Annotated in this window: 25 protein-coding genes and 1 pseudogene; 5 read left to right on the top strand and 21 right to left on the bottom strand. The window is 76.6% G+C overall.

Annotation, left to right across the window (positions count from 1 at the left end; all coding sequences use genetic code 11):
* Positions 1–84 precede the first annotated feature (84 nt).
* Positions 85–318: a hypothetical protein gene (locus ACI789_RS02870; protein ID WP_456918272.1), complete on the top strand. Its 234-nt coding sequence runs from the start codon at positions 85–87 to the stop codon at positions 316–318.
* 72 nt (positions 319–390) lie between these two features.
* Here ACI789_RS02870 and ACI789_RS02875 read toward each other — a convergent pair whose 3' ends face one another.
* The 8 genes and pseudogenes from ACI789_RS02875 to ald all read right to left on the bottom strand — a co-directional run bounded on the left by ACI789_RS02875 (position 391) and on the right by ald (position 6908).
* A complete protein-coding gene (locus ACI789_RS02875; RefSeq protein WP_457006634.1) occupies positions 391–672 on the bottom strand; it encodes a DUF427 domain-containing protein in 282 nt (93 codons plus the stop codon).
* Positions 673–931: 259 nt separating this feature from the next.
* Positions 932–1147 (bottom strand): annotated as a pseudogene (locus tag ACI789_RS02880) (S4 domain-containing protein); the annotation flags it as partial.
* A 220-nt stretch (positions 1148–1367) separates the two neighbouring features.
* The gene (gene scpB / locus ACI789_RS02885) at positions 1368–2177 is read right to left on the bottom strand and encodes an SMC-Scp complex subunit ScpB (protein WP_457006635.1); all 810 of its coding nucleotides are present in this window, start codon (positions 2175–2177) and stop codon (positions 1368–1370) included.
* Positions 2174–3001, bottom strand: a complete 828-nt coding sequence (locus ACI789_RS02890; protein WP_457006636.1) for a segregation and condensation protein A — start codon at positions 2999–3001, stop codon at positions 2174–2176. The genes scpB and ACI789_RS02890 overlap by 4 nt, the downstream gene beginning before the upstream one ends.
* A 133-nt stretch (positions 3002–3134) precedes the next feature.
* The gene (locus ACI789_RS02895) at positions 3135–3653 is read right to left on the bottom strand and encodes a hypothetical protein (protein ID WP_457006637.1); all 519 of its coding nucleotides are present in this window, start codon (positions 3651–3653) and stop codon (positions 3135–3137) included.
* 73 nt (positions 3654–3726) lie between these two features.
* Positions 3727–4635, bottom strand: coding sequence for a ParA family protein (locus tag ACI789_RS02900; RefSeq protein WP_456920992.1), 909 nt, complete (start codon positions 4633–4635; stop codon positions 3727–3729).
* 213 nt (positions 4636–4848) lie between these two features.
* Positions 4849–5796 (bottom strand): site-specific tyrosine recombinase XerD, encoded by a 948-nt coding sequence (gene xerD / locus ACI789_RS02905; protein ID WP_457006665.1) that lies wholly within the window; start codon positions 5794–5796, stop codon positions 4849–4851.
* A complete protein-coding gene (gene ald / locus ACI789_RS02910; RefSeq protein WP_457006638.1) occupies positions 5793–6908 on the bottom strand; it encodes an alanine dehydrogenase in 1116 nt (371 codons plus the stop codon). Before ald ends, xerD begins: the two co-directional genes overlap by 4 nt.
* Before the next feature lie 214 nt (positions 6909–7122).
* On the opposite strand from ald, the gene ACI789_RS02915 reads away from it, so the two are divergent.
* Together ACI789_RS02915 and ACI789_RS02920 are read left to right on the top strand one after the other, a co-directional pair.
* Positions 7123–7743, top strand: a complete 621-nt coding sequence (locus ACI789_RS02915) for a hypothetical protein (RefSeq protein WP_457006639.1) — start codon at positions 7123–7125, stop codon at positions 7741–7743.
* A gap of 49 nt (positions 7744–7792) precedes the next feature.
* The gene (locus ACI789_RS02920; RefSeq protein WP_457006640.1) at positions 7793–8461 is read left to right on the top strand and encodes a hypothetical protein; all 669 of its coding nucleotides are present in this window, start codon (positions 7793–7795) and stop codon (positions 8459–8461) included.
* A 104-nt stretch (positions 8462–8565) separates the two neighbouring features.
* On the opposite strand, the gene ACI789_RS02925 is transcribed toward ACI789_RS02920, so the two are convergent.
* The 8 genes from ACI789_RS02925 to steA all read right to left on the bottom strand — a co-directional run bounded on the left by ACI789_RS02925 (position 8566) and on the right by steA (position 19229).
* A complete protein-coding gene (locus ACI789_RS02925) occupies positions 8566–9165 on the bottom strand; it encodes an NUDIX domain-containing protein (RefSeq protein ID WP_457006641.1) in 600 nt (199 codons plus the stop codon).
* Between the two features lie 76 nt (positions 9166–9241).
* Positions 9242–10990: a CTP synthase gene (locus ACI789_RS02930; RefSeq protein ID WP_457006642.1), complete on the bottom strand. Its 1749-nt coding sequence runs from the start codon at positions 10988–10990 to the stop codon at positions 9242–9244.
* Complete coding sequence (locus tag ACI789_RS02935; RefSeq protein WP_457006643.1) at positions 10959–13421, bottom strand: hypothetical protein; 2463 nt, start codon at positions 13419–13421, stop codon at positions 10959–10961. The genes ACI789_RS02930 and ACI789_RS02935 overlap by 32 nt, the downstream gene beginning before the upstream one ends.
* Positions 13418–14566 (bottom strand): glycosyltransferase family 4 protein, encoded by a 1149-nt coding sequence (locus ACI789_RS02940; RefSeq protein WP_457006644.1) that lies wholly within the window; start codon positions 14564–14566, stop codon positions 13418–13420. Before ACI789_RS02940 ends, ACI789_RS02935 begins: the two co-directional genes overlap by 4 nt.
* Positions 14559–16250 carry a murein biosynthesis integral membrane protein MurJ gene (gene murJ, locus ACI789_RS02945; RefSeq protein WP_457006645.1) on the bottom strand — a complete coding sequence of 564 codons (1692 nt, stop codon included), beginning with the start codon at positions 16248–16250 and terminating at the stop codon, positions 14559–14561. The genes ACI789_RS02940 and murJ overlap by 8 nt, the downstream gene beginning before the upstream one ends.
* A complete protein-coding gene (locus ACI789_RS02950) occupies positions 16247–17101 on the bottom strand; it encodes a hypothetical protein (RefSeq protein ID WP_457006646.1) in 855 nt (284 codons plus the stop codon). The genes murJ and ACI789_RS02950 overlap by 4 nt, the downstream gene beginning before the upstream one ends.
* On the bottom strand, positions 17098–18045 hold the full coding sequence (locus ACI789_RS02955; RefSeq protein ID WP_457006647.1) for a copper transporter: 948 nt from the start codon (positions 18043–18045) through the stop codon (positions 17098–17100). Before ACI789_RS02955 ends, ACI789_RS02950 begins: the two co-directional genes overlap by 4 nt.
* Positions 18042–19229 (bottom strand): putative cytokinetic ring protein SteA, encoded by a 1188-nt coding sequence (steA, locus tag ACI789_RS02960; RefSeq protein ID WP_457006648.1) that lies wholly within the window; start codon positions 19227–19229, stop codon positions 18042–18044. Before steA ends, ACI789_RS02955 begins: the two co-directional genes overlap by 4 nt.
* Positions 19230–19409: 180 nt before the next feature.
* On the opposite strand from steA, the gene ACI789_RS02965 reads away from it, so the two are divergent.
* Positions 19410–20312, top strand: coding sequence for a TetR/AcrR family transcriptional regulator (locus tag ACI789_RS02965; protein ID WP_457006649.1), 903 nt, complete (start codon positions 19410–19412; stop codon positions 20310–20312).
* A gap of 74 nt (positions 20313–20386) precedes the next feature.
* Here ACI789_RS02965 and ACI789_RS02970 read toward each other — a convergent pair whose 3' ends face one another.
* The 5 genes from ACI789_RS02970 to ACI789_RS02990 form a co-directional block, all read right to left on the bottom strand.
* On the bottom strand, positions 20387–21103 hold the full coding sequence (locus tag ACI789_RS02970; RefSeq protein WP_457006650.1) for a methylase: 717 nt from the start codon (positions 21101–21103) through the stop codon (positions 20387–20389).
* Between the two features lie 130 nt (positions 21104–21233).
* Complete coding sequence (gene recN, locus ACI789_RS02975) at positions 21234–23102, bottom strand: DNA repair protein RecN (protein ID WP_457006651.1); 1869 nt, start codon at positions 23100–23102, stop codon at positions 21234–21236.
* A complete protein-coding gene (locus tag ACI789_RS02980) occupies positions 23077–24111 on the bottom strand; it encodes an NAD kinase (protein ID WP_457006652.1) in 1035 nt (344 codons plus the stop codon). Before ACI789_RS02980 ends, recN begins: the two co-directional genes overlap by 26 nt.
* A 61-nt stretch (positions 24112–24172) precedes the next feature.
* Positions 24173–24970, bottom strand: coding sequence for a TlyA family RNA methyltransferase (locus ACI789_RS02985; RefSeq protein ID WP_457006653.1), 798 nt, complete (start codon positions 24968–24970; stop codon positions 24173–24175).
* On the bottom strand, positions 24970–25218 hold the full coding sequence (locus tag ACI789_RS02990) for a hypothetical protein (RefSeq protein WP_457006654.1): 249 nt from the start codon (positions 25216–25218) through the stop codon (positions 24970–24972). The genes ACI789_RS02985 and ACI789_RS02990 overlap by 1 nt, the downstream gene beginning before the upstream one ends.
* Positions 25219–25404: 186 nt before the next feature.
* Between ACI789_RS02990 and ACI789_RS02995 the strand changes: the two genes are divergently transcribed.
* The gene (locus ACI789_RS02995) at positions 25405–25743 is read left to right on the top strand and encodes an alkyl sulfatase C-terminal domain-containing protein (RefSeq protein WP_457006655.1); all 339 of its coding nucleotides are present in this window, start codon (positions 25405–25407) and stop codon (positions 25741–25743) included.
* The last annotated feature ends 210 nt before the right edge of the window (positions 25744–25953 follow it).

The raw sequence follows: 25953 nt of genomic DNA on the forward strand, positions 1-25953 counted from the left end.
GTGCACTGGGGCCGTCGGGGTCGCGGAGCGGGTCGACGGGCCCCGGCGGGCAGGGATGTCGCACCAACGCCGAGGAGGAGCGTCATGACCACCACCCAGGAGACCGGCGGCACCACCGGGACCAAGGACAAGGACTACGACCTCGTCTGGTTCACCGAGCAGTGCCTGAGCAACGCCCTACGCCTGGAGACCTACATCCAGGACGCCGAGCGGGACGGGGACCGGGAGGTCGCCGAGCTGTTCCGCAAGGCGCAGGCCGACAGCCGCAAGGGCGCCGAGCAGGGCAAGGCGCTGCTCAAGGCCCGGCTGGGCAGCTGAGGAACCGCCGAGGGGCCGCCGGCCGGCCGGTCGGCGGCCCCTCGCGCGCGGCCGGTCGGTCCGTGCGGCCGGTCAGTCCACCTCGACGCCGCGCCAGAACGCCACCCGGCCGGTGATCTCCCGCGCCGCGTCCTTCGGCTCCGGGTAGAACCAGGCCGCGTCGGCGTTGGTCTCCCCGTCCACGTGCACGCTGTAGTACGACGCCGTCCCCTTCCACGGGCAGAACGAGGTCGTCTCGGACGGGCGGAGGACGTCGTCGCGGACGGCGTCCCGGGGGAAGTAGGCGTTGCCCTCGACGGTGACGATGTCGTCGGACTCGGCGAGGACGGTCCCGTTCCAGCGTGCGGTGGCCATGTGACCGGCAACACCCGGTCCGCCGGACCGCATTCCCGCAGGGGGGGGGGGGGGGGGGGGGGGGGGGGGCCGGGGGGGGGGGGGGGGGGGGGGGCGGGGGGGGGGGGGGGGGGGGGGGGGGGGGGGGGGGGGGGGGGGGGGGGGGGGGGTTTGGGGCGGGTTGGGGGGGCGGGGCGCGGCCCGGGGGGGGGGGGCGCGGGGGGCCGCGGCGGGGGGCCGGGGGGGGGCCCCCCCCCATCCCCTGCACCGTCACCGTGCGGCCGTTCACGCTGATCCGGCCCTGGTCGACCATCTGCTCGACCACCCGGCGCGAGCCCACCCCGGCGCGGGCGAGCACCTTCTGCAGCCGGTCGCCCTCGCGCTCGGCGGCCGTCGCGGGCTCGCGGTCGCCGGGGTGGGCCGGCGCGAGCTCCATGTCCTCGGACCAGCCCTCGCCGGCGGCGCTGGTGGTCTCGTCGTGCGGGGCGCTGTTCATCGCCGTCCAGTCTCCCACCGGCGGGGCGCGCCGCCGGACGTGCGGTGCAGTCGCCGACCGCGCGGTGTGCGGCGCGGCCGGCGACCACGGAGCGCGGACGGCCCCCGGTGGGCGAGGCCAGTTGTCCGGCCGCGGCCCGTTGCCGGCGTTCCTCGCGGGTTGCCGGTGCTGAAGGACCGGCAACCCGCGAGGAACGCCGGCAGTGCCCGCCGGCCCCGGCTCAGGCGTCGGGGTGCTCGTCGAGGAGGGACGACGCCTCGGGCAGCAGCGGCCCGAGCTCGGGCAGCTCGTCGAGGCCGGCCAGCCCGAGCCGCTCCAGGAACAGCGGCGTGGTCGCGTACAGCCCGCCGCCGCTGTCGGGGTCGGTGCCCACCTCGTGCACCAGCCCGCGGGCGATGAGCGTGCGCATGACGCCGTCCACCCCGACGCCGCGGACGGCCGAGACCCGGGCCCGCGTGACCGGCTGCCGGTAGGCGATGACCGCCAGCGTCTCCAGCGCCGCCTGGGTCAGCCGGCTGCGCTGGCCCTCGCCGAGGTAGCGCTCGACGACGGGCGCGTGCTCCTCGCGGGTGTAGAGCCGCCACCCCTCCCCCACCCGGCGCAGCGTGATCCCGGCGCCGCGGCTGTCGTAGTCCTCGGCGAGCTCGGCGAGCAGGCCGCGCACCCGCGGCACGGGGCAGCGCAGGGCGCCGGCCAGGGTGACCTCGTCGACGGGGGTGTCGACGACGAACAGCAGCGCCTCCAGCCCGCCGCGCAGCGCCGCGGGGTCGAGCTCGGGCTCGGGCTCGGGTTCCGGTTCCGGTTCGGGCTCGGGCGCGGCCGCCACCGGCGGGGGCAGCGGCTCGGGCACCGGCGCCGGCTCGGCCTCGGCGGGCGGCGCCGCCCGGTCGGCGACCCGCGCGGCGAGCTCGGCGGCGACGGCGTCCCACGTCGTGGGGTCCGGACCCTCCCGCTCCTCGGCCTCCTCCCGGGTGGCGGCCAGCTCCGCGGCCAGCGCCTCCCAGGAGACCGGCGGGCGCTCCTCACTCATCGGTACTCCTCGTCCGCGGCGTCGTCGTCGCCCGGGTCGGGCTCGTCGCCCCCGGTCCAGCGCACGTGCAGCTCCCCGAGCGGGGTCAGCTGCTCGAAGGTCACCCGCTGCTGGCGGTAGAGCTCCAGAAGCGCCAGGAAGCGGGCCACCACCTCCAGGGTGTGCCCGCAGTCGGCCGACAGTGCCCGGAAGGTCGCCGTCCCGGCCGTCAGCAGCTGGTTGCGCACCAGCAGCAGCTGCTCGGCGACGCTGACCGGCGGGGCGTGCAGGTGCGACACGCTGACCACCGCGGGGGCCTTGGGGATGAGCGCCCGGGCGGCCAGCGCGGCGAACTGCTCCGGGGTCACGCCCAGCAGCACCTCGGGCACCAGGTCGGCGAAGCGCGGCTCGAGGGCGGCGTCCCGCGGGTACCGGCGGACCGCGTCGGCCTCGCGCGCGCGGAGGAACGCGGCGGCCTGCTTGTAGGCCCGGTACTGCAGCAGGCGGGCGAACAGCAGGTCGCGGGCCTCCAGCAGCTCGAGGTCGTCCTCGTCCTCGACGTCGGCGGCCGGCAACAACCGGGCGGCCTTGAGGTCGAGCAGGGTCGAGGCGACGACCAGGAACTCGCTGGCCTGGTCGAGGTCGAGCTGGTCACCGAGCGCGCGCAGGTGGGCGATGAACTCGTCGGTGACCTTCGACAGCGCGATCTCGGTGACGTCGAGCTTGTGCTTGCCGATGAGCTGCAGCAGCAGGTCGAACGGGCCCTCGAAGTTGGTCAGCCGGACGGTGAAGCGGCCCGGCGCGGCCTCCGGGGTCGTCTCGGAAGCCGCGCCGGGAGTCTCCACGTCCCCCGAGGGTAGAGAAGGGACCCGCCACCCTGGGCTTCCTGCAGGGTCCCGCCGCGAGCCTGCGAGCGGTGGGGGGGCAGGACGGTCCTTTCTCTCGCAGGCTCGGCGTGAGCCTCGGGACGGGGCCGGGTCAGCGGCCCTTGAGCCGCCGGACCAGCACCGAGTCCTCGCCGCGCTCGGAGAGGTCGGCGAGCAGGACGCCGATCGCCTCGCGCACGATGCGGCCGCGGTCGGCGGCCACGCCGTGCTCGGCCCGCAGCGACAGCCGGGCGCTCTCCAGCGCGAGCAGCTCCTCGGCGGAGATGTAGACGGTGATCTTCTCGTCGTGCTTGACCCGCTCGGCGCGCTGGGCGCGGCCACGGGTCGGCCGCGACGGCGTGACCACCGGCGCCGGGGCCGGCGGCGTCCGGTAGGCGGCGAGCGCGTCGGCGGAGTCGGACGCCCCGCCGGGGACGAGGGTCAGCGGCGCGGTGGTCTCGGCCGGGGTCGGCTCGGCCGGCGCGGGACGCCGGGGGGCGGCCCCGCGCAGCGCCGGGGAGCTCACCGTGGCGCTGATGCTGGGCAGCTCGGTGACCTCGGGGGTGGCCGGCGCGGTGTCGGTGCGGCGGAACAGCTCGGCCGCACCCGGGAGGACGGGACGCCGCGTCACGCTGCCTCCTCGCCGGCGCTCGTCGGGAGCGCGACGCAGCCTGCCGTGCTCGTCGGTGAGCTCGCGAGCTCGCTCACAGTGCCAGGACCTCCTTGGCCAGGTCGCGGTAGGCGGACGCACCCGAGGAGGTCGGCGCCCAGGTGGTGATGGGCTGCCCGGCGACGGTGGTCTCCGGGAAGCGGACGGTGCGCTGGATGACGGTCTGGAACACCGTGTCGCCGAACGCCTCGACCACGCGGGAGAAGACCTCGCGGCAGTGCACCGTGCGGGCGTCGTACATCGTGGCGAGGATCCCGGAGATCTCCAGGTCCGGGTTGAGCCGCTCCTTGACCTTCTCGATCGTGTCGACGAGCAGGGCCACGCCGCGCAACGAGAAGAACTCGCACTCCAGCGGGATGACCACGCCGTGGGCCGCGGTCAGCGCATTGACCGTGAGCAGGCCCAGCGAGGGCTGGCAGTCGATGAGGACGTAGTCGTAGTCGTCGCGCACGTCGGCGAGGACCCGCAGCAGGGTCTGCTCGCGGGCGACCTCGCTGACCAGCTGCACCTCGGCGGCGGACAGGTCGATGTTGCTGGGCACCAGGTCCAGGCCGGCGATCTCGGTCTGCACGAGGACGTCGCGCAGCGAGGTCCGCCGCTCCATGAGCGCGTTGTAGATGGTGCGGTCCATGTTCTGCGCCGGCACGCCCAGGCCCACCGACAGCGCACCCTGCGGGTCCAGGTCGATGAGCAGCACCCGGCGGCCGTACTCGACCAGCGACGCGCCCAGGTTGATCGTCGACGTCGTCTTGCCGACACCGCCCTTCTGGTTGCACATCGCGATGATCTTGGCCGGCCCGTGCTGCGTCAGCGGCTTGGGGTCGGGCAGGGGGCGCATCCGCGCGCGAGCAGGGTCCAGCCGCGAGGCGGCGGCGCCCATCTCCGGTCCGGTGTCGGTCGGGAGCGCGACGGCCTGACCGGCCACGTCCCCTCGCATCGCCATCGGTCTGTTGCCTCCACCTCGTACCCGTCCCGGCTGGTCGCCGGCGCGGTCAGCCGTTCTGCCGCTCGGGTGATCACGAAGGTAGGGACCTGGCAGCGATTTGCCGCGGAGGCACGCCGCGTGCCGTGTCGACTTGGCGACCCCTGACAACTCCTGTGACGGCACAAGCCGAACGGCATGGCAACCTGCGCCGATTCGGTGGCGGCCGACCTGTCAGCTCAGCGCCCGCGGATGGCTGCTGGCGTAGACCTCGCGCAGCCGGTCGACGGTCACCAGGGTGTACACCTGCGTCGTCGTCACCGAGGCGTGGCCGAGCAGCTCCTGCACGACGCGGACGTCGGCGCCGCCGTCGAGCAGGTGGGTGGCGAACGAGTGCCGCAGGGTGTGCGGGGACACCTCCGCCGTGAGCCCCGCCCGCTCGGCGGAGGTCCGGAGGATCGCCCAGGCGCTCTGCCGGGACAGCGCGCCGCCGCGCGCGTTGAGGAACAGCGCGCCGCGGAAGCCGGAGCGGCCGGCCGCGGCCAGCGCCGGGCGGCCCCGCACCAGGTACTCCTCCACCGCGCGCACCGCGTAGCTGCCGACCGGCACCACCCGCTGCTTGCCGCCCTTGCCGGCCAGCCGCACCGTCGCCTGCCCGCGGTCGAGGTCGTCGACGGCGAGCCCGACGGCCTCGGAGATGCGCGCGCCGGTGCCGTAGAGCAGCTCGAGCAGCGCCCGGTCGCGCAGCCCGCGCGGGCCCTCGACCGCGCCCGCGGCCTCGATCAGCGCCGTCACCGACTCGACCGGGATCGCCTTGGGCAGCCGCCGCGCCGGCGTGGGCGGGCGGACCTCGTGCGCGACGTCGTCCGGGACCAGGCCGTCGAGCAGCGCGAAGCGGTGCAACCCGCGGACGGCGACCACCGCGCGGGCCGCCGACGTCGCCGACAGCGGCGGGTGCTCGTCGTCCCCCTCGCGCAGCGCGGCGAGGAACCCCGCGACGTCGGACTCCGCCACCTCGGGCAGCCCGCGCACGCCGGCGGTCTCCAGGAACTCGGTGTACCGGCGCAGGTCGCGCCGGTAGGAGGCGATCGTGTTCGCGGCCAGGCCGCGCTCGACGGTCAGGTGGTCGAGGTAGCCGGTGACGACCCGTTCGACGTCGCTCGGCGGTGCGGTGAGGGTCAGCGGAGCACCTCCTCCAGGGGGACCGCGGTCATGCCGTGCGCCTGCGCCACCTCGGGCAGCACCACCTGCCCGGCCACGACGTTCACCCCGTGGGCGAGCGCACGGTCGGCGCGGACCGCCGCCGCGGTGCCCTCGTTGGCCAGCGCCATGACGTAGGGCAGCGTGACGTTGGTCAGCGCGTGGGTCGAGGTGTTCGGCACCGCGCCCGGCATGTTCGCCACGCAGTAGAACACCGAGTCGTGCACGCGGAAGGTCGGCTCGTCGTGCGTGGTGGGCCGCGTGTCCTCGAAGCACCCGCCCTGGTCGACGGCGATGTCGACCAGCACCGACCCCGGCTTCATCCGCGCCACCAGCTCGTTGCTCACCAGCGTCGGGGCCTTGGCACCGGGTACCAGGACCGCGCCGATCACCAGGTCGGCGTCCAGGACGGCACGCTCGACCTCGTAGGCGTTGGAGGCCACGGTCTGCAGGTGCCCCTGGTAGATGCGGTCGGCGGCGCGCAGCTTGTCGATGTCCCTGTCCAGGACGACGACCTCGGCCTGCATGCCCAGCGCGATGGCGGCGGCGTTCATGCCGGAGACCCCGGCGCCGATGACGACGACCTTCGCCGCGTAGACCCCGGAGACGCCGCCGAGCAGCACCCCGCGCCCGCCGTGCGCCCGCTCCAGGCTGTGCGCCCCCACCTGCGGCGCCATGCGGCCGGCCACCTCCGACATCGGCGCGAGCAGCGGCAGCGCGCCGTCGGCGGTCTGCACCGTCTCGTAGGCGATCGCGGTGGTCCCGGAGGTGACCAGCGCGTCGGTGCACTCCTTGGAGGCGGCCAGGTGCAGGTAGGTGAACAGCGTCTGGCCGGCGCGCAGCCGTCCGTACTCCTCGGCGACCGGCTCCTTGACCTTGAGCAGCAGGTCGGCCTCGGCCCACACGTCGTCGGCCGCGGCGAGCGTCCGCGCGCCGGCCGCGGTGTAGTCGGCGTCCGGGATGGAGGACCCCTCCCCCGCCCCCCGCTCGACCAGCACCGTGTGCCCGGCCCGCACCAGCTCGGTCACCCCCGCGGGGGTGAGCGCCACCCGGTACTCCCGGTTCTTGACCTCTCGGGGAACCCCCACCCGCATCGTCGGCTCTCCTGGTCCCGGCGGGGGCTCCCGAGGGTGACGGGACGCCCCGCACGTGTCTGGGCCGCCCGGTCGGGGCGGGCCTCGCGCGGAGTCTAGGCGGGTGCGGGTCCTCCGCCCGGCTGCGACGTGTGCCGCGCCACCTGGCCGGGTGATCGGCCGCCGCGTCCGGGTAGGGGGCCCGCACCCCGCCCGCGACCCGGAGGACTCCCCCATGCCGCTGTACGCCGCCCGCCCCGACCTCCGGGCCCGCCAGCTCGCGGCCGACCTCGGCCTGCTGGCCTGGGCCGTCGCGTGGGTGGTCGTGGCCCGCGTGGTGCACGGCTCGGTCCTCGCCCTGGCCGAACCGGGCCGGGCGGTGGAGGACCTCGGCGCGTCCGTGGCCGGGAGCATGGCGTCGGCGGCCGAGGCGGCCGGGGACGTCCCGGTGGTCGGCGACGACCTGGCGCGCCCGTTCGACGCGCTGGGCAGCGCCGGCAGCTCCGTGGGCGGGGCGGGCCAGGCCGCGCAGGACGCCGTCGGCACGCTGGCCGCGGTGCTGGCCGTCGTCCTCGTGGTGCTGCCGGTGGGCTGGCTGCTGCTGCGCTGGGCGCCCTGGCGGCTGGGCTGGGCGCGGGAGGCCCGCGCCGCGCGGCAGGTCGACCCCGAGGTGCTGGCCGCACGGGCGCTGGCCACCGCCCCGCTGTCCCGGCTGGCCGCGCTGCCCCCGGGCACCGCGGCGGCCTGGCGCACCGGCGACCCGGACGCCACGCGGGCGCTGGCCCGCCTCGAGCTCGACCGGCTGGGCCTGGCAGCCCCGGACACCCCGGCCGCGCCGGTTCCCGGTTGGCGTTGAGGACGGCCCGCTCCCTGCCGAGAACTCCCCCGGACACGGGAGGCGGTTCATGGCCGGATCGGCGGGACGGCGACGGGGACGGGGACGGCGGCGCGGCGGCCGGTACGGCACCGCCGTCGGCGTGCTGGCCGTCGGCCTGGTCGCGCTGAGCGCGCCGGCCGGCTCGCTCGCCGCCCAGCTCGCCGCGGTCACCAGTCCGTCACGGCCCTCGGTCCCGCAGCCGGTGACCCCGCCGGCGGCGACGCTCGCGCCGGCTCCGGAGCCGGTCGTCGAGCCGCCCGTCGTCGCCACCGGTCCCGCGCCGGTCGCCCCGCGCGGGGTCGACCTCGACGTGCCGAACCCGGTCGTGCCCCGCGGCAAGCCGATGGAGACCGAGCCGCCCCCGGCGACGTGCGGCAGCAACGCCTACCCGCGCCGCATCCTGCCCACGGTCGTGCCCGGGCCGGGGACGGCCACGCTCAGCTGGCCGGCCGACAGCGACGACGACGTGCAGCGCTACCGCGTGCAGGCGGTCAGCCAGCGGCTCGTGCCCGGTGCCCAGGCCGAGCCCCCGACGCAGGTCGCCGCCCAGGTCGAGGGCTGCGAACAGGTGACCGTGCGGTTCGCCGGCCTGGAGCGCGGCGGGACCTACGTCTTCTGGCTGGAGGAGGAGGTGCTCGGCCGCTGGGCGGCGCGCTGGGTGCAGGTCGGGACGACCCAGCCCGTCGTCATCGGCTGACGCCCAGGACCCGAGCGGCCCCAGCGCCGGGCGACCGGGTGCGCGGATCGGCAGGTCCCGGCGCGGGACCTGCCGATCCGCGCACGCAGTCGGGGAACGCGCGGCTACTCGGCGTCGGCCGGGCGCAGCTCGGGCTCGGTGGCCCGCACCTGCGCCGCGGCCAGCACCCCGATCACCGCCGAGGCGTTGCGGATCCCGCCGGAGAGCACCCGGGCGACCGCGTCGGCGAGCGGCACCCGCTCCACGGTCATGTCCAGCTCCTCGTGCTCGACGACGAAGCCCTCCGGCCGGTCGGCCTCCGACAGCCCCTCGGCGAGGTAGATCAGCACCTGCTCGCTGCAGAAGCCGGGAGTGCTGTAGTTGTTGACCAGCAGCGACCACCGCTCCGCGGCGAGGCCGGCCTCCTCGGCCAGCTCCCGCTGCGCCGTCGCCAGCGGGGCCTCCCCGTCGGCGTCGCGCAGGCCGGCCGGCAGCTCCCACAGGTATCCGCCGACGGGGTGCCGGTACTGGCGGACCATCACGATCCGGTCCTCGTCGTCCACGGCGGCGACGCACACCGCGCCGATGTGCCGCACCACCTCGCGGTCGCTCGTGCCGCCGCCGGGCATGGCCACGGTGTCGCGGACCAGCGTGATGATCCGACCCTCGTGCAGCGTCTCGCTGGCGACGACCTCGTAGTCCCCGGGCCGGGTGGGCTCCACCATCAGTCCTCCTCGCTGGCGCTCGTCGTCCTGATGGCGGGCCACGCTGCGCTCTCCGGTGACCTCGCGAGCTCGGTCACTAGATGCCCACCTTCTCCGCCTCGTCGACCGGCACCGGCAGCCGCGCGGACTCGCAGAAGTCGATCGCGGCCTGCACGAACGCGGCGAACAGCGGGTGCGGCCGGGTGGGGCGGCTCTTGAGCTCCGGGTGGGCCTGGGTGCCGACGAAGAACGGGTGGACCTCCCGCGGCAGCTCGGCGAACTCCACCAGCAGGCCGTCGGGCGAGGTGCCGGAGAAGACCAGCCCTGCCGCGCTCAGCTCGTCCCGGTAGGCGTTGGACACCTCGTAGCGGTGCCGGTGCCGCTCGGTGATCTCGGTGCTGCCGTAGGCCTCGGCCGCGACCGAGCCCTTCTGCAGGCTGGCCGGGTAGCTGCCCAGCCGCATCGTGCCGCCCATGTCCCGCTGCCCGGCGACGACGTCGACCTGGCTGGCCATGGTCGCGATGACCGCGTCGGGGGTGTCCGGGTCGAACTCGGTGGAGTTGGCCTCCGGCAGGCCGGCGAGGTTGCGCGCGGTCTCGATGACCATGCACTGCAGGCCCAGGCACAGGCCCAGCAGGGGGACGCCGTTGACGCGGGCGAACCGGATGGCGCCGAGCTTGCCCTCGATGCCGCGCACCCCGAAGCCGCCCGGGATGCAGATCCCGTCGACGCCGGCCAGCGCCCGCTCGGCCCCCTCGGGGGTCTCGCAGTCGTCGGAGGGCACCCAGCGGATCTCCACCCGGCTGCGGTGCGCGAAGCCGCCGGCCCGCAGCGCCTCGGTCACCGAGAGGTAGGCGTCGGGCAGGTCGATGTACTTGCCGACCAGCCCGATGGTCACCGTCTGCTTGGGCGCGTGTACCCGGTCGAGCAGGTCGCCCCAGACGGTCCAGTCGACGTCCCGGAAGGGCAGGCCCAGCCGGCGCACGACGTAGGCGTCGAGGCCCTCGCGGTGCAGCACCTTGGGGATGTCGTAGATCGACGGCGCGTCGGGGCAGGAGATGACGCCCTCGGCGTCGACGTCGCACATCAGGCTGATCTTGCGCTTGAGGCCGGTGCCGATCTCCCGGTCCGACCGGCAGACCAGCGCGTCGGGCTGGATGCCGATGCTGCGCAGCGCGGCCACCGAGTGCTGGGTCGGCTTGGTCTTCAGCTCGCCGGACGGCGCGATGTAGGGCACCAGCGAGATGTGCAGGAAGAAGCAGTTGTCCCGGCCGATCTCGTGCCGCACCTGGCGGGCCGCCTCGAGGAACGGCAGCGACTCGATGTCGCCGACGGTGCCGCCGATCTCGGTGATGACGACGTCGACCCGGCGGCCGTCCTCGTCCTGGTCGGCGCCGGCGAGGATGCGCCCCTTGATCTCGTTGGTGATGTGCGGGATGACCTGCACGGTGTCGCCGAGGTACTCGCCGCGGCGCTCCTTGGCGATCACGTCGCTGTAGACCTGGCCGGTGGTGACGTTGGCCCGGCCGGTCAGGTCGGTGTCGAGGAACCGCTCGTAGTGGCCGATGTCGAGGTCGGTCTCGGCGCCGTCCTCGGTGACGAAGACCTCGCCGTGCTGGAACGGGTTCATCGTCCCGGGGTCGACGTTGAGGTAGGGGTCCAGCTTCTGCATGGTGACCCGCAGGCCACGGCTGGACAGGAGCGCTCCGAGGGAGCTGGCCGTCAGGCCCTTGCCGAGGGAGGACACAACACCGCCGGTGACGAAGACGAACTTCGTCGGCTGCGAGTTGTGGAGGAGACCCCCGGGCCCGTAGTTACTGTTCCGCGTTCCAGACGGTCGATCCACGGGAGACGACCGTAACACGGTGGGGGCCGGCGACCGGGCCGGGACCGGGCGTGCCGTCGGCCACCTCGCGCGCCTCGGTGCCGCTCGCGCGCGGCGCCGCCGCCAGCCAGACCAGCAGCGGGACCAGCAGGGACGCCCCCGTCGCCGGCAGCGCCACGCCGGAGTCGTTGGCCGCCGCGCCGACCGCCAGGCTCAGCGCGGAGGCCACCAGCCCGGCGCGCAGCGCCGCCAGGTCGCCGGCCGGCAGGAGGTCGGCCCGGCCGCGCAGCAGCCCGGGCCCGCGGAGTGGACCGGGCAGCAGGCCCGCCCACCGCACCCCGCCCGGGCGGACCAGCCACACCGCCGCCACCAGCGCGACCGGCAGCATCCAGGCCAGCGGGCTGCCGAGCAGGATGCCCAGGTTGGCCTCGGCCTTGCGGCTGACCACCGTCCACGCCTCGCCGGTGAGCACCTGCTCGACGAACCGGCCCAGGTGGCTGCGCTCGGCCGCCGGGCGCAGCCAGTCAACCACCGCCAGCGTGCTCACCGCGACGACGGCCAGCGCCAGGACGGCGACCAGCCGGGTCACCGTCACCCGGGTGCGGGTGAGCAGCATGGCCAGCAGCACGAACCCCGGCAGCGCGGCGAGCACGCCGCCGAAGTCCCGGCCGAGGGACGGCGCGCCGATCACCAGCACGGTGAGCACGCCCGCGCCCAGCACGGTGCCGGCCACGACGGCCCGGCTCCGGCCGGCGGGAGCCCGCCGTCCGGCCGCTGTCGCCGCGGCCGCGGTCAGCAGCAGCGCGCTGACCGACAGCAGGCCGAAGGTGAGGTTGCCGTAGCCGGTGAACCGGCCGGCGACGATCGCGTCGTAGCCCAGCAGGCCGTTGAGCTCCAGGTGCGACCCGGTCAGCACGTCGCCCACCAGCGTGGCGAGGGTGATCGCGAGGACGGCGGCCGGCGGCCCCAGGCGGGAGGTGCGCCACGGGCCCAGCGCGGCGACGGCCAGGACGGCGAGCGCGGCGGCGATCACCGCGCCGGCCAGCGCCAGCCGGGGCGCCCCGGCCCGCTCCCAGGGCAGCAGCCCGGCCAGGTAGGTGGCCACCGGCAGTGCCGCGACCCCCAGCGCCACCGGCCGGACGGCGCCGCGCAGCCGCTCCCCCACCGGCCGCGGCGCCCGGCCACGGCGGCGGCCGCCGGCCACCAACAGCCCCAGCGCGACGACGGCGGCGTCGGCCAGCACCAGGCCCCAGAAGAACGCCCCGGTGCTGCGGTAGTGCACCGCGGCCGCGGTGTTGGCCCGGTCGAGGACGCCGACCGCCTCGGTGAGCTCCGGCCGCTCCCCGCCCGCCCGCAGCGGCTGGCCGTTCATCGAGGACGGCTCGGCCAGGCCCAGCGCGTCGAGCACGGTCGGGGCGACGTCGATGAGCTGGGTGTAGGGGGCCCGGCCGGTGCTGGCCGAGGTGAGCCAGCCGGGGTCGTCCAGGCCGGGGCCCGACGCGATGCCCACGTGCAGCTGCGGGCGGCCGTCGTTGACCTCGGAGATCCCCTGCAGCAGGAGCAGCGTGTCCCCCGGTGCGGCCGCCACCGCCTCGACCAGCCGGCCGACGGCGGCGTCGATGAGCGCCAGGGCGGTGGCCCGCGGCTGCGGCTCGGTGCCGGTGTCGCTGCCCTCCAGCGCCGGCTCGCCCGCGTCGACCAGCGCGTCGAGCGAGACCAGGGTGAGCGGGCAGCCGGTCAGCAGCTCCCCGACCATCACGGGGTCGGTCGGGAGCGCGTCGGTCTGCGACAGGGCCACCCCGGGGGCGGCGACGGCCAGCGCCGGGGCGCGGCCCACCACGGTGGCGCAGCCGACCGCGCTGCCCAGCGCCGCGGGCTCGGCGCCGAACCGGGCGGTGCTCTCGTCGCCGGCGACCGCGGCGACCGCCGACTGCGGATCGGCCAGCCCCTCCGCGGCCAGCCGCTCCTGCAGCCCGCAGTGCGACAGCGCGGGGCTGGCCGGCGGCACCGGGGGCACCTGCTCCGCGGGCACCGCGTCGTCCCCGGGCGGAGCTCCCGGATCGGCCGGGTCGGGGTCCGCGCCAGGGGTCTCGCCGGGCAGCGGGACCGTCGGCAGCGGCACGGGCGGCACCGACTCGTCCGGCGCCGGGAAGCGGGCCCGGTTGCCGGCGCCGAGGGTGGCCCACCCGTCGAGCAGGCAGCTGGTGGCCCGGGCGGCGCGGACCGACACCGCGGAGATCGGCGAGCGATCGGCCAGCGCCCACAGCTGCGGGGTCGTCTCCGGGTCGACGTCGCTCCACACCAGGCCGGGCACGCCGACGACGAGCACGCGGTCGGCGGCCGCCTCGCCGGCCGGGGCCGCGGCCGCGCCGCCGGCGACGGTCAGCAGCACGGCGAGGACCGCGAGCAGCAGGGCTGCGCAGCGGGCTCCGCCTCGCGCGACCGGGCTCATCGGGCGCCGGCCTCCGGTGGTCCGAGCAGCTCCCGGTAGACGGCCACCAGCTGCCGGGCCGTGGCCGCCTCGTCGGGCCAGCTCGCGGCCTGGCGGGTGCCCGCCTCGGCCAGCCGGCGGGCCCGCTCGGGGTCGGCGAGCAGGCCGGCGACGGCGTCGGCGAGCGCGGCGGCGTCCCCCACCGGGACCAGTTCCGCACCGTCGCCGAGCAGCTCGGGCAGCCCGCCGGTGCGGGTGGCGACCAGCGGCGTGCCCGACCGCAGCGCCTCCTGCGCGGTCAGGGAGCGCGCCTCCCAGCGGGAGGGCAGCACGGCGAGGTCGGCGGCGGCCAGCAGGTCGGCGACCTCGCTGCGCCGGCCCAGCAGGACGACGGGCAGCCGCTGGGCAGCGACCCGCCGGTCGAGCTCCTCGTGCAGCGGGCCGTCCCCGGCGACGGCGACCAGCGGCGCGGCCGGCAGGCGCGGGTCCCCGGCCCACCGGGCGGCGGCGTCGAGCAGGACGTCGTAGCCCTTCTGCGGGTGCAGCCGGCCGACGGCGACCACCAGCGGGCGGCCGTCGGCCAGGCCCAGCTCGGCGCGGACCTGCTCGCGGGTCCGGACCGGAGCGGGCAGCGGCGGCGCGGACACCGGGGCGACGCGCACGTCACGGGCGCCCTGCCGCCAGGCGTTGTCGGCGAGGTCGCCCGAGGCGGCCAGGACCACGTCGGCGCTGCGGATCGTGGCCCGCTCGGCGACGGCCAGCACCCGCCGCTTGGCACCGCCGCCCTCGGGCAGCGCGTTGTGCAGCGTGAGGACCAGCGGCCGGCTCCGGTCGCCCAGCCGGCGGGCCGCGGCGGCCACCAGCCCGGCCCGCAGCCCGTGGGCGTGCACCAGGTCGGCATCGGCGGTGGCCCGCCGCAGCGCGGCCACGGCGCGGGCGTCGGCCAGCGGGGCCAGCCCGGCGGAGATCTCCACCGGCGTGAACCGGGCACCGGTGGCGGTGAAGGCGAACAGCCGCTCGGTCGCCACGGGCCCGCAGACCCCGGCCGCGGCGCCGGCCGCCATCAGCGCGGGGAGCACGGCGCGCACGTGCGTGCCCACTCCCCCGGTGCTGGTCGCCAGCACCTCGGCGACCCGGCGGCCCGCCAGCGGCAGCGGCTCAGCCACCGTGCACCTCCTGCCGATCCGACGTTCGCAGCCCGCGCACGGCCGCCCGCAGCGGACGTCGCGCCGTGCCCATCATGACCGCCGCCGCGACGACCACGGCAGCCGCCGCGGCGAGGACGCCGGCTCCGACGACCCCGACCAGGCCGCCCTCGGCGACGGGGTCGGCACCCAGCAGGCGGGCGACGGCGAGCCCGGCCGCGGCGCCCAGCCCGGCCGCGAGCAGGGCCGGGACGCCGGTCCGCAGCACCCCGGTGAGCCCGGCCGGGCCGACCTCGCGGGCGACGACGGCGAGCAGCGCGAGGCCGGCGACGGTCACCCCGATCGTGTGGCCGGCGCCCAGCGCCACACCCCGGGAGGACGCCGGCAGCACCCCGGCGAGGACGACGTCAGCGGCGACCGCGAGCAGCCACCCGCCGAGCACGCAGACGGTGGGCGCCTTCCACCGGCCGCGGGCGTAGAGGGCGCGGGTGAGCAGGGCGACCAGCCCGTAGCCGAGCAGGCCGGGCGCGAAGGCGATGATCGTGTCCCGCAGCGCGGCGACCTGGACCGGCGGCTCGGTGGCCAGGAAGACCCGCGCCATGGGCCCGGACACCGCGACCAGCACCGCCGCGGCGGCGAGCGAGGCGACCACCACGAGGACGGCGACCGGGGCCAGCGCGCGGCGGAAGCCGGCCTCGTCCCCGGACTCGGCGCGCTCGGCCAGGCCGGGGTAGGCGGAGGTGGCCAGGGGCACGGCCAGCGCCGCCCAGGGCACGAGGAACAGCGTCAGGCCGGCCGTGTAGACCACCTGCGTGCCGTCCGGGGCGCCGGCGCTGGCCAGCCGGATCGCGACCACGGCGACCAACTGCTGTCCGGCGAGGGTGAGCACGCCGGCCACCGCCAGCCGCCGCACCCGGGGCGCGGCGCCGACCGGGAAGCGCAGCGACGGGCGCAGGCCCAGCCGCAGCCCCCGCAGCGGCACGAGCAGGCTCAGCGACAGGGCGGCCACGCCCAGCGTCGTCCCCACCGAGAGGACGAGCTCGGCCGGGGTGGAGAGGTCCTCGGCCGACCGGCTGCCGCCCATGGCCGCGAAGGTCAGGTAGGCGGCGGCCACCACGACGCTGGACAGCAGCGGCGCCAGCGCCGGGCCGCCGAACCGGCGGTGGGCCTGCAGCACGCCGGTCAGCACGATGCCGATGCCGTACAGCACGATCTGCGGCGCGAAGACCAGCAGGAAGCGGGCGGCGAGGTCGACCTCGACGGGGTCCGCGCCGCCGAGCAGCGCCCGGGCGATCGGCTCGGCCAGCACCGCGACCAGCACGGCCAGCGGGGTGAGGACCAGCAGGCTCCAGCCGAGCAGCGCCGAGGCGGTGCGCCGCACCTGCTCCCGATCGCCCGACGCGATCCCCCCGGCCAGCATCGGGACGACGAGGCTGGCCAGCGCGCCGCCGGCGACCACCTCGAAGACGATGTTGGGGACGTTGTTGGCCGCCACGTAGGTGTCGCCGGTGCTGTCGGCACCGACGGCGTTGGTGAACACCAGCGTCCGGCCGAACCCGGCCAGCCGCGCCAGGATCGTGAGGACGGCGATCAGCGCGGCGGCACCGGCCACGCCGGACGCCAGCCGCCGGCGGCGTGCCCGGCCTCCTCGCCGGGGCTCGTCGGCCGCCGAGGTGCGGCTCGCTGCCTCCACGAGCTCGCTCACGCCGGCCGGCGGCCGAGCCGGTCCAGTTCCCGCAGCCCCGGTGTGGCCTCGATGACCTGGGTGAAGCTGACCTTCTCGCTGGCCAGGGTCAGCGCCACGACGCCGGCGAGGAGACCGGCTCGGGCCGGGCGTCCGGGCAGCGCGGCCAGCCGCAGGCCGAGCAGCGCGCCGACCGCGTTGGCGCCGCAGTCGCCGAGCATGACCCGCTCACCGAGGTCGGCGGGCAGGACCGCCAGGCTCGCGCCGAGCGGTCCGGCGACCAGGGAGCCGGCCGGGCCCCCCAGGGCGGCGGCGGCGACCAGGCTCGCGGCCTTGGCCGCCCGCCCGGGGCGCAGGTCCAGCAGGTTCACCAGGTTCGCCGTGCCGGCGACCAGCCCGGTGGTGAGGACGGCGTCGGCCAGCCCGCCGGCGCCCCGCTCCCGCCCGGTCAGCAGCGCGGCGGCCGCGGCGGCGGCGCCGATGCCGGCGACCTTGACCGCCCCGGCCGAGACGCGCCCGGCCCTCAGCGCGCGCAGGTGACCGGCCAGCCCCTTGTCGCGGGCCTGCTCGGGTCGGGCCCCGGCGAGGTCGTCGTAGCCGCCGACGAGGCCGGAGACGGTGCCGGCGACCGCGGCCGCGGCGTGCCACCCGGGGAGCGCGCCGGCCACCGCGCTGCCCGTGGCGGCGGCGGCCAGGGCGGGGCCGCCGAGCAGGGTGACCGGCCGGCCGGCGTAGTTGGTGCGCCGCCACGGCGCCCCGGCCGGGCGGGCGGTGACCGCGGCCCCCGCCGCCAGGCCCAGCCGCGCCGCGGCCGCGCCGCCGAGCGCGAGCAGCAGCCGGCGCCGCGCGCCGCCGTCCGCGCGGCGGGTCACGGGGTCGCGGCCGGGACCGGCGGCACCGGCTGGGTGTCCTCGCCGGTGCCGTACTTGCCCGAGGTGCCCTCGCGCTCACGGGTCAGCGCGAGCACCGTGCTGATCCGGCCGGAGGCGGCCTGGACGTTGTCGACGGTGGACACCGCGGCCGAGGTCTCGGGGTCGGCCCGGATCACGCCGACCAGCCCGGTCCCGCGGGCCGACGGCGTGTCCCCGGCGACGACCGCGCCCGAGCCGCGGGCGTCGAGGGCCAGCGCCAGGTCGACCAGGGTGCCGGTACGGTCCTCGGCCTCCTCCTCGGGGAAGTCCCCGGCGGTGAGGACGACGGCGTAGTCGGCCGGGGTCACCGACGGCGACTCCTGGGTGAGCACCTCGAGGGCGGACAGGCCGGCGAGCACCGAGGACAGCGAAGCGGTGTCCGGCGCCTCCCCGGCGGTCGGCCGCATGAGCACCTGGGACAGGAGCGCGGCCACGAGCTGGCCGGTGTCGTCGGTCTCCGGGAGGGTGATGCCGGTCGGCAGCCCCGGGCCGGTGACGTAGCTCTGCAGGCTGCTGGCCGTCGCCGGGTCGCTGTACTCGGGCTGGAGCTGGACGGCGCCGGTCACCGTGCCGCCGGCCTGGCCGACCAGGGTCGAGACCTCGTCGACGGTGTCGGCGGCGACCTCCTCGCCGGTGACGACGAGGACGACGCTGCGGCCCTCGAGGCTGCGCGCCACCAGGGCCGGGGCGACCGCCTCCTCGAAGGCGTCGCCGGTGTCCAGCTGGGCCTGGAGGGCCTGGTTGGTGTCCTCCAGGTCGCGCTTGTCCTGCGTCAGCGCGCCCACCTGGGTCTCGAGGTCGGCGAGGATCGGCTGGTTGAGCGCCGTGGTGCCGATGACGATGCCGAGGGCCACGGCGAGGAACACCGCGATCAGCGAGACCAGGTGGTAGCGGAAGTCGATCACGAGAAGAGGTTCTCCAGCCAGAACACGAAGCTGTTCCATTGGTCGAGCAGCAGGTCGAAGTAGACCCGGCCGGCTGCCGAGACCGCGAGGGCCGACCCGATGGCGATGAAGGCGGCGAGCACCAGGACGACCAGCGCGGTCGTCGAGATGCGGCTGCGGTAGAGCCGGCTCACGCCCTTGGCGTCGACGAGCTTGCCGCCCAGCCGCAGCCGGGTGAGGAAGGTGGAGGCCATGCCGCCTCGGCCCTTGTCCAGGAACTCGACGAGGGTGGCGTGGGTGCCGACGGCGACGATGAGCTTGGCGCCCTTCTCGTCGGCCAGCAGCATCGCGATGTCCTCGCTGGTCGCCGCGGCCGGGAAGGTGATCGCGTCGACGCCGAGGTCCTGGACGCGGGCCAGGCCGGGGGCGCGTCCGTCGGCGTAGGCGTGGACGACGACCTCGGCGCCGGAGCGCAGCACGTCGTCGCTCACCGAGTCCATGTCGCCGATGATCATGTCCGGCTGGTAGCCGGCCTCCTTGAGCGCGTCGGCGCCGCCGTCCACGCCGATGAGCACCGGCCGGTAGTCGCGGATGTAGGACCGCAGCGCCTGCAGGTCCTCCTTGTAGTCGTAGCCGCGGACGACCACGAGGACGTGCCGGCCCTCGATCTGCGTGGCGACGTCGGGCACGCCGACGCCGTCGAGCAGCAGCGCGCGCTCGCGCTTCATGTACTCCATCGTGTTGGTGGCGAACGCCTCCAACTGGGTGGACAGCCCCGCCTTGGCCTCGGCCATCGCCTCGGCGATCGTCTCCGGGGTCTGCTCGGTGCCCTCGGCGACGACGGTGCCGTCGTCGAGCACCAGGCGGTTGCCGTCGAGGCGGGCGTGGGTCCCCTCCTTGACCGCGGCGAGCACGTCCTTGCCGACGCCGTCGACCAGCGGGATGCCGGCGTTGGTGAGGATCTCGGGACCGAGGTTGGGGTAGCGGCCGGAGATGCTGGCCGAGGCGTTGACCACCGCGGCGACCCGGCACGCGACGAGGGAGTCGGCGCTGACCCGGTCGATGTCGACGTGGTCGATCACGGCGATGTCGCCGGGACGCAGCCGCTTGGTGAGGTTCTTCGTGCGGCGGTCCAGCCGCACGGTGCCGGTCACGCCGGGGGCCGCCTCGGGAGCCCGGCCGCGACGCAGGGAACCGATGCGCATCCCTGCACTCTCCCACGGTGCCGGAGGGGGGCCGCCCACCGACTCGCGTCCTCCGCGGCACACGTGTGCAACGTCTCGCTCACGCTGAGTGTCCGACACCACGGGGATCGCGACACGCCGGACACGCCGGTCGCGACGGCCCTACCGGGCTCCCCATCGGCGCTGTCTAGCGTTGCGCGGGTGACACGAGGGGCGCATGCGATCGACCGGACGCACGAGGACGAGGACCTGCGCACCGACGTCCCGCCCGCGGCGGGCGACGTCGCGCCCTCGGCTCCCGACGAGGACGCCGCCCCGGACGACGACGCGCACGACGCTGCCCCGCACGACGCTGCCCCGCACGACACTCCCCCGCCGCCGCTGCCCGGCGCCGCGGCGGTGTCCGCGAACGCCTCGCCCGCGGCCGACGCCGAGCCGGCCGCCCGGGGCCGCCGCGGACGGCGCGCCCGGCGCGGACCGGGCCTGCGCGAGCGCCGCCGCCAGCAGACCCGGGCCGCGATCGTCGACGCCGCCGCGGAGCTGTTCGCCGAGCGCGGGTTCGACGCGGTCAGCGTGGTGGAGATCGCCCAGCGCGCCGGCGTGGTCGAGAAGACCGTGTTCAACCACTTCCCGGTCAAGGAGGGGCTGGTCTTCGAGGCCGACCCGCCGATGCGGGCGGCGCTGCTGGACGCGGTGCGGACCCGGCCGGCCGGCGAGTCGGTCACCGCGGCCGCCGGCACCTTCGTCGTCCGGGCGATGAGCGGCCTGGGAGCGCCCGAGGCCGCGGCCGGGGTGGCCGAGATGGCGCGGATCATCCGCGGCAGCCACACGCTGCAGGTGCGCGAGCGGGAGATCCTCGGCGAGCTCACGGCGGCGCTGGCCGAGCTGATCGCCGAGGAGACCCGGGCCGAGGCCGGGGAGCTGGCCCCGTGGCTGGCGGCCCACTCGGTGCTCGGCCTGTACGCGGCGCTGCTGGAGCTGGCCCGCGACCGCGTGCTCGCGGGGGTCACCGGTCCCGAGCTGACCGCGGAGCTGCGGGCCCGCGGCGAGCGCGGCCTGGCTCTGCTGCAGTTCGGCCTGGCGGGGTACGCCAAGCGGCGGTGACACTGCGGTCCTCCGGACCGCACCGCGAGCCGGCGGCGCCGTACGTGCCCCTGGGCGGCTGACGCCGCCGGGGGTCAACCGCCGATCTGCAGCGCGCGCAGGAGCTGGGTGGACCGGTCGCCGGGGATGTCCGGGTCCTGGGTGAACAGCGCGACGGCGACCATGTACTCGTCCTCGCCGGCCCAGCCGCGGCCCTCGCTGCACAACCGGCGGACGTGCTCGCGCACCTTGGGCTCGGCGCTGTACGGGCCGTAGTCCAGACCCATGGCGAGGAAGTTGGCGACCCGGTAGCCCAGGTCGCCGGCGGTGCGGACGGTGGTTCCCGGGTCGGAGTAGCTGGCGACGGCGACGACCACGTTGCGGTAGCCGGCCTTGAGCAGCTGCAGGACCAGGTCGTTGCCGTGCACCCCGCCCCAGAGCTCGGGCATGAGGATGTCGCGGTCGGGCGCCGGGATGTAGGGCGGGTTGGCGATCACCGTCGACACCTGCGGGCCGCCCGCGGAGTCGGCGCGGTCGAAGAAGTCGCCCAGCTCCACGGTGTAGCGATCGGCGACCCCGCGTGCGGCGATGTTCGCGCGGGCCGTCTCGACCGACGGCGCGCTGATGTCGAAGCTGCGCACCCGCAGCTCGGGCAGCCCGGCGACGACGTCGGCGATCGCGGTGGCGTCACCGGTGCCGAGCTCGACGACGCCCTCCTGCGCCCAGCCCAGTTGCTCGCGGTACTGCTGCAGCAGCATGCAGACGGAGAACCCGTAGTGCGCCGACTCGTCGGCGGACGAGAAGCAGCTCACCGGGCGGTGCCGACGGTCGGACGGGGGGCGAGGCGGTCGTCGTCGACCGAAGCTCGGTTGCGCACGACCGACCCCTACCCCGGCCGTCCGACGTCCACTCCTGCCGTCGCCCGCGCGGGCGACGCGGCCCTCAGGCCGCGGCGCGGGCGGTCGCCGCGACCGCGAGCAGCTCCCTGGCGTGGGCCTGGCCGGTGTCGCTGTCGGTGAGCCCGGAGAGCATGCGGGCCAGCTCCCGCACCCGGTCCTCGCCGTCGACGGCGCGGATGTCGGTGGCGGTCACCCCGGCACCGGTGTCGGGGGACTTGTCCACGACCAGGTGGGTGTCGGCGAACGCGGCGACCTGCGCCAGGTGGGTGACGACGACGACCTGGTGGTCGCGGGCCAGCCGGGCCAGCCGCCGGCCGATCTCGCCCGCGGCCTGGCCGCCGACGCCGGCGTCGACCTCGTCGAAGACCATGACCGGCACCGGGTCCGCGCCGGCGAAGACGACCTCGATGGCGAGCATCACCCGGGAGAGCTCACCGCCGGACGCGCCCTTGTGCACCGGCCGCGGCGGGGCGCCGGGGTGGGCGGCCATGAGCAGCGCCACCTCGTCGACGCCCTCGGGGCCGGGCTCGTCGGGGTGGCTGTCGATCGAGAACGAGACGCGGGCGCTCTTCATCGCCAGCCCGGCCAGCTCCCGGCCGACCTCCGCGGCGAACCCGTCGGCGGCCGCGCGCCGTCCCGCCGAGACTTGGGCAGCCAGCTCGTCGACCTCGGCCCGGGCGGTGTCGCGGGCGGCCTCGAGCGCCTCCAGCGCCTCGTCGGAGACGTCGAGCTCGGCCAGCCGGCTGCGCGCGTCCTCGGCCCAGGCCAGCACCCCGCCGACGCCCTCCCCGACGTCGGCGTACTTGCGCACGAGGGCGGTGATCGCCGCCCGGCGGTCGAGGACCTCGGCCAGCCGCGCGGGGTCGGCGTCCAGGTCGGCCACGTAGCCGGCCAGCTGCCCGGCGACGTCGGAGACCACGGCGACCGCGTCGGCGAGGTCCTGCGCGAGCATCACCAGGGTGGGGTCGTCGGACGCCGCCAGCGCGCGCTCGGCGATGGCCAGCCCCGCGGCGGCGTCCTGCGGCAGGTCGTCCCCGCCGAGGTCGCCGGTGACGTCGCCGACCAGGGCCATGCGGGCCTCGTCGGCGGCCGCCCGGAGCGCGTCGGCGTCGCTGAGCCGGCGCGCCTGCGCGTCGAGCTCCTCGTCCTCGCCCGGCTGCGGGGCCACCCCGTCGATCTCCTCGAGCCCGTGGCGCAGGACGTCGGCGGCCTGCGCGAGCTCGCGGGCCTGGCCGCGGCGGCGGTCGAGGTCGGCGGCGAGCTCCCGCCAGGAGGCGTAGGCCGCGCGGTAGCGGTCGAGCAGCTCCAGGTGCGCCGGCCCGGCGTAGCGGTCCAGCGCGCGCCGCTGCTCGGCCGGGCGGGACAGCCGCAGCTGGTCGCTCTGCCCGTGCACGGCGAGCAGCCCCTCGGCCATCTCGGCGATCACGCCGACCGGCACGCTGCGGCCACCGAGGTGGGCGCGGGACCGGCCCTCCGCGCTCACCGTGCGGGCGAGGATGAGGCTGCCGTCGTCGTCGGGGTCGGCACCGGCCTCGGCGGCCCGCTCCCACACCGGCGAGTCGGCCGGGAGGGCCAGCCTTCCCTCGACCCCCGCCCGCCCGTTCGCGCGCACCCGCCCGGGGTCGGCGCGCCCACCGAAGAGCAGGGTCAGGCCGGTGACGACCATGGTCTTGCCGGCGCCGGTCTCCCCCGTGACGACGGTGAGTCCGTGACCGAGTTCGAGGGTGACGTCGTCGATGGCGCCGAGGCCACGGATGCGCAGCTCCGTCAGCCGGCCCAGCCGGTGGTCCTCCGCGGGCGCGACGTCTCCGGCGGCCGGGGCCGTCCCGGCGTCCGCCGGGCCACGCTCCTCGACCGCGGGCTTCCCCGACCGGGGCGCCCGCTTCTCACGCGTCGTCGTCCGTGCCGCCACCGCGGCCCTCCTTCCCGGGGTCCCCGCCGACGAAGCCGCGGGTGAGCACGTTGCGGGTGGGGATCAGCTCGTGCCCCGGGTCGTGCCGGCGCGCGTCGCGGAACCCGCGGACCGGCAGGCCGAACTTGGCCACCAGCCGGTCGCCGAAGGTGGTCGCGTGCACGCGCGCGATGCGCACCGGCCGCGCGGCCCGGCGGACGTCGACCCGCCCGCCCTCGGGCACCTCCAGCGCCCGCCGCCCGTCGGCGGAGACCCGCGCCCGGTTGCCGTCGGACGGGATGGCCACCGTGAGCACCGAGTCCGGCGACGTGACCAGCGGCCGGGCGAAGAGCGCGTGCGCGTTCGACGGCACCACGAGCATCGCCTCGACGTCCGGCCAGACCACCGGGCCGCCCGCGGAGAACGCGTAGGCGGTGGAGCCGGTCGGCGTGGAGAACAGGATCCCGTCGCAGCCGAAGCTGGTCAGCGGCCGCCCGTCGATGGCGAGCACGACGTCGAGGACCCGGGACCGCTCGGACTTCTCCACCGACGCCTCGTTGAGCGCCCACGTCCCGCCGACGACGGAGCCGGTCGCGTCGAGGACGTCCACCTCGATGGCCAGCCGCTTCTCCACGGAGTACTCGCACCGCTCGATGGCGGTGAGGGTCTCCTCGACCGCCTCGGGCTCGGTCTCGGCGAGGAAGCCGACGCGGCCGAGGTTGACCCCCATCAGCGCGGCGTTGCTGTAGCGCGCCAGCTCGGCGGCCCGCAGGAAGGTGCCGTCGCCGCCGAAGACCATCACGATCTCGGCCCCGCGGGCGGCCTCGGCGTCCGCGGGGACGACCTCGGCGCCCTCGATGCCGAGTTCGGTGGCCTCCTCCTCGAGCAGCCGCACGGTGATGCCGGCCTTGGCCAGGCGGGCGGCTGAGCTGCGGGCGAGCTCGACGATGTCCTGCCGGCCGGTGTGCACGGCCAGCAGGACGTGCCGGCCCCCGCTCGGCGCCCACAGGGCGGGGCTGACCTCGCTCACGGTGCCTCCTCGGTGGTGCGTGCCGGCTCCGGTGCCGGCACGGCTGCGCTCGCGCGCTCCCTCACGATGGTCCTTCCTCGACCGCCCGGTGCACGTCCTCCTCGCGGGGCGGCCCGGCGTCCCGGCGCAACCACAGGAAGAACTCGACGTTCCCGGCGGGCCCGGGCAGCGGACTGGCGACCACACCGGCCGTGCCCCACCCGAGGTCGGCGGCGGCCCGGGCGACGTCCAGCACCGCCGACTCCCGGTGCGCGGGATCCCGCACCACCCCGCCTGCGCCGAGCCGCTCCCGGCCGACCTCGAACTGCGGCTTGACCATGGGCAGCAGGTCGGCCTCGGCGGTGGCGCAGGCGGCCAGCGCGGGGAGCACCAGCCGCAGCGAGATGAACGACAGGTCGGCGACGACGAGGTCCACCGGGCCGCCGACCTGCTCAGGGGTCAGCGACCGGACGTTGGTGCGCTCGAGCACGGTGACCCGCTCGTCGGTGCGCAGGGACCAGGCCAGCTCGCCGTAGCCGACGTCCACCGCGACCACCTCCCGGGCGCCCCGGCTCAGGATCACCTCGGTGAAGCCACCGGTGGAGGCCCCCGCATCGAGGGCCCGCCGGCCCGCGACGCTCACCGGGAAGGCCTCGAGGGCGCCGAGCAGCTTGTGCGCGCCGCGCGACACCCAGCTGGGCTGGTCGGGGTCGGTGCGCACCACCACGGGGGTGTTGGCGTCGACGCCGGTGGCGGGCTTGGTGGCGGCCCGCCCCGAGACGGCGACCCGGCCCTCGGCGATGAGCGCGACGGCGTGCTCGCGGGAGCGGGCCAGCCCTCGCCGCACGAGCTCCGCGTCGAGCCGGCTGCGGCGGACCATCAGAGCTGGTCGATCGTGGCCAGCTCGCGCTGCAGTCGCGCGTGCTCCGCCTCGAACACGGCCACGTGCTCGGCGACCGGTCGGTGGTCGAGGTCGGCGAAGCGCGCAGCCTCCTGCGGCGCGGGCGCGGGCCTCGCGTCCTGCTCGACGGGAACGGCCGGACCCGGGACCGGGACGGCACGGCCCGCCGGAGGCGGGCCGGACCGAGGAGGTCCCGGCACCGCTCGCGGCCGACTCGGCTCGGTCATCGTCCGCCTCTCGGGATGTGGTGGTCGCGGCGGCGCCGCAGGAGTGGGGAGGCGCTCGCCACGGAGCACTGGACGGGGATCGATCCCCTGCTCGCGAGGTTACCGGCCGGGGACGACGCGCACGGTCCACCGGCCGGGGATAGCCTCCGCCCGCCCCGTCCCTTCTCACCGTGGAGGCCTGCCCGCGTGGCCACGTTGGAACAGTGCATGACCGCCCTCAAGAGCGTGCTGGGCGACCTCGCGGCCAGCCCGGCAGCGGAGGGCCTGGACCGGAGCCTGTCCTGCCGGCTGCCCGACCTCGGACAGGTCGTCCGCGGTCGGCTGGCCCGGGGACGGGTCCACGAACTGCGCGCCGAACCGGAGGACCAGTCGCTGGAGAAGGCCGACATCCGGCTCACCGTGACCAGTGACGACCTCGTCGCGCTCACCGACGGACAGCTCTCGTTCGGTCCGGCCTGGGCGACGGGGCGGGTGAAGCTCGAGGCCGGCCTCCGCGACCTGCTGCGGCTGCGCAAGATGCTCTGAGCCGGCGGTCGTCCCTTCGGGTGATCGTGCGGACCTCACCGTGTCGCAACCCACCGAGATGGCAGCATGCGCGTGTCGGGGGCGGCAACCTGGAGAGGGCCGCGAGGCAGACCGTCCACGGTGACGGGGGGAGCCGGGAGGCGCAGGGTTGACCGTGGTCGCATCGCGTGGGTCCCTCGTGACCGAGGAGCTCGCGCCGGACTCGGCGAC

Source organism: Geodermatophilus sp. SYSU D00965, from assembly GCF_054050075.1.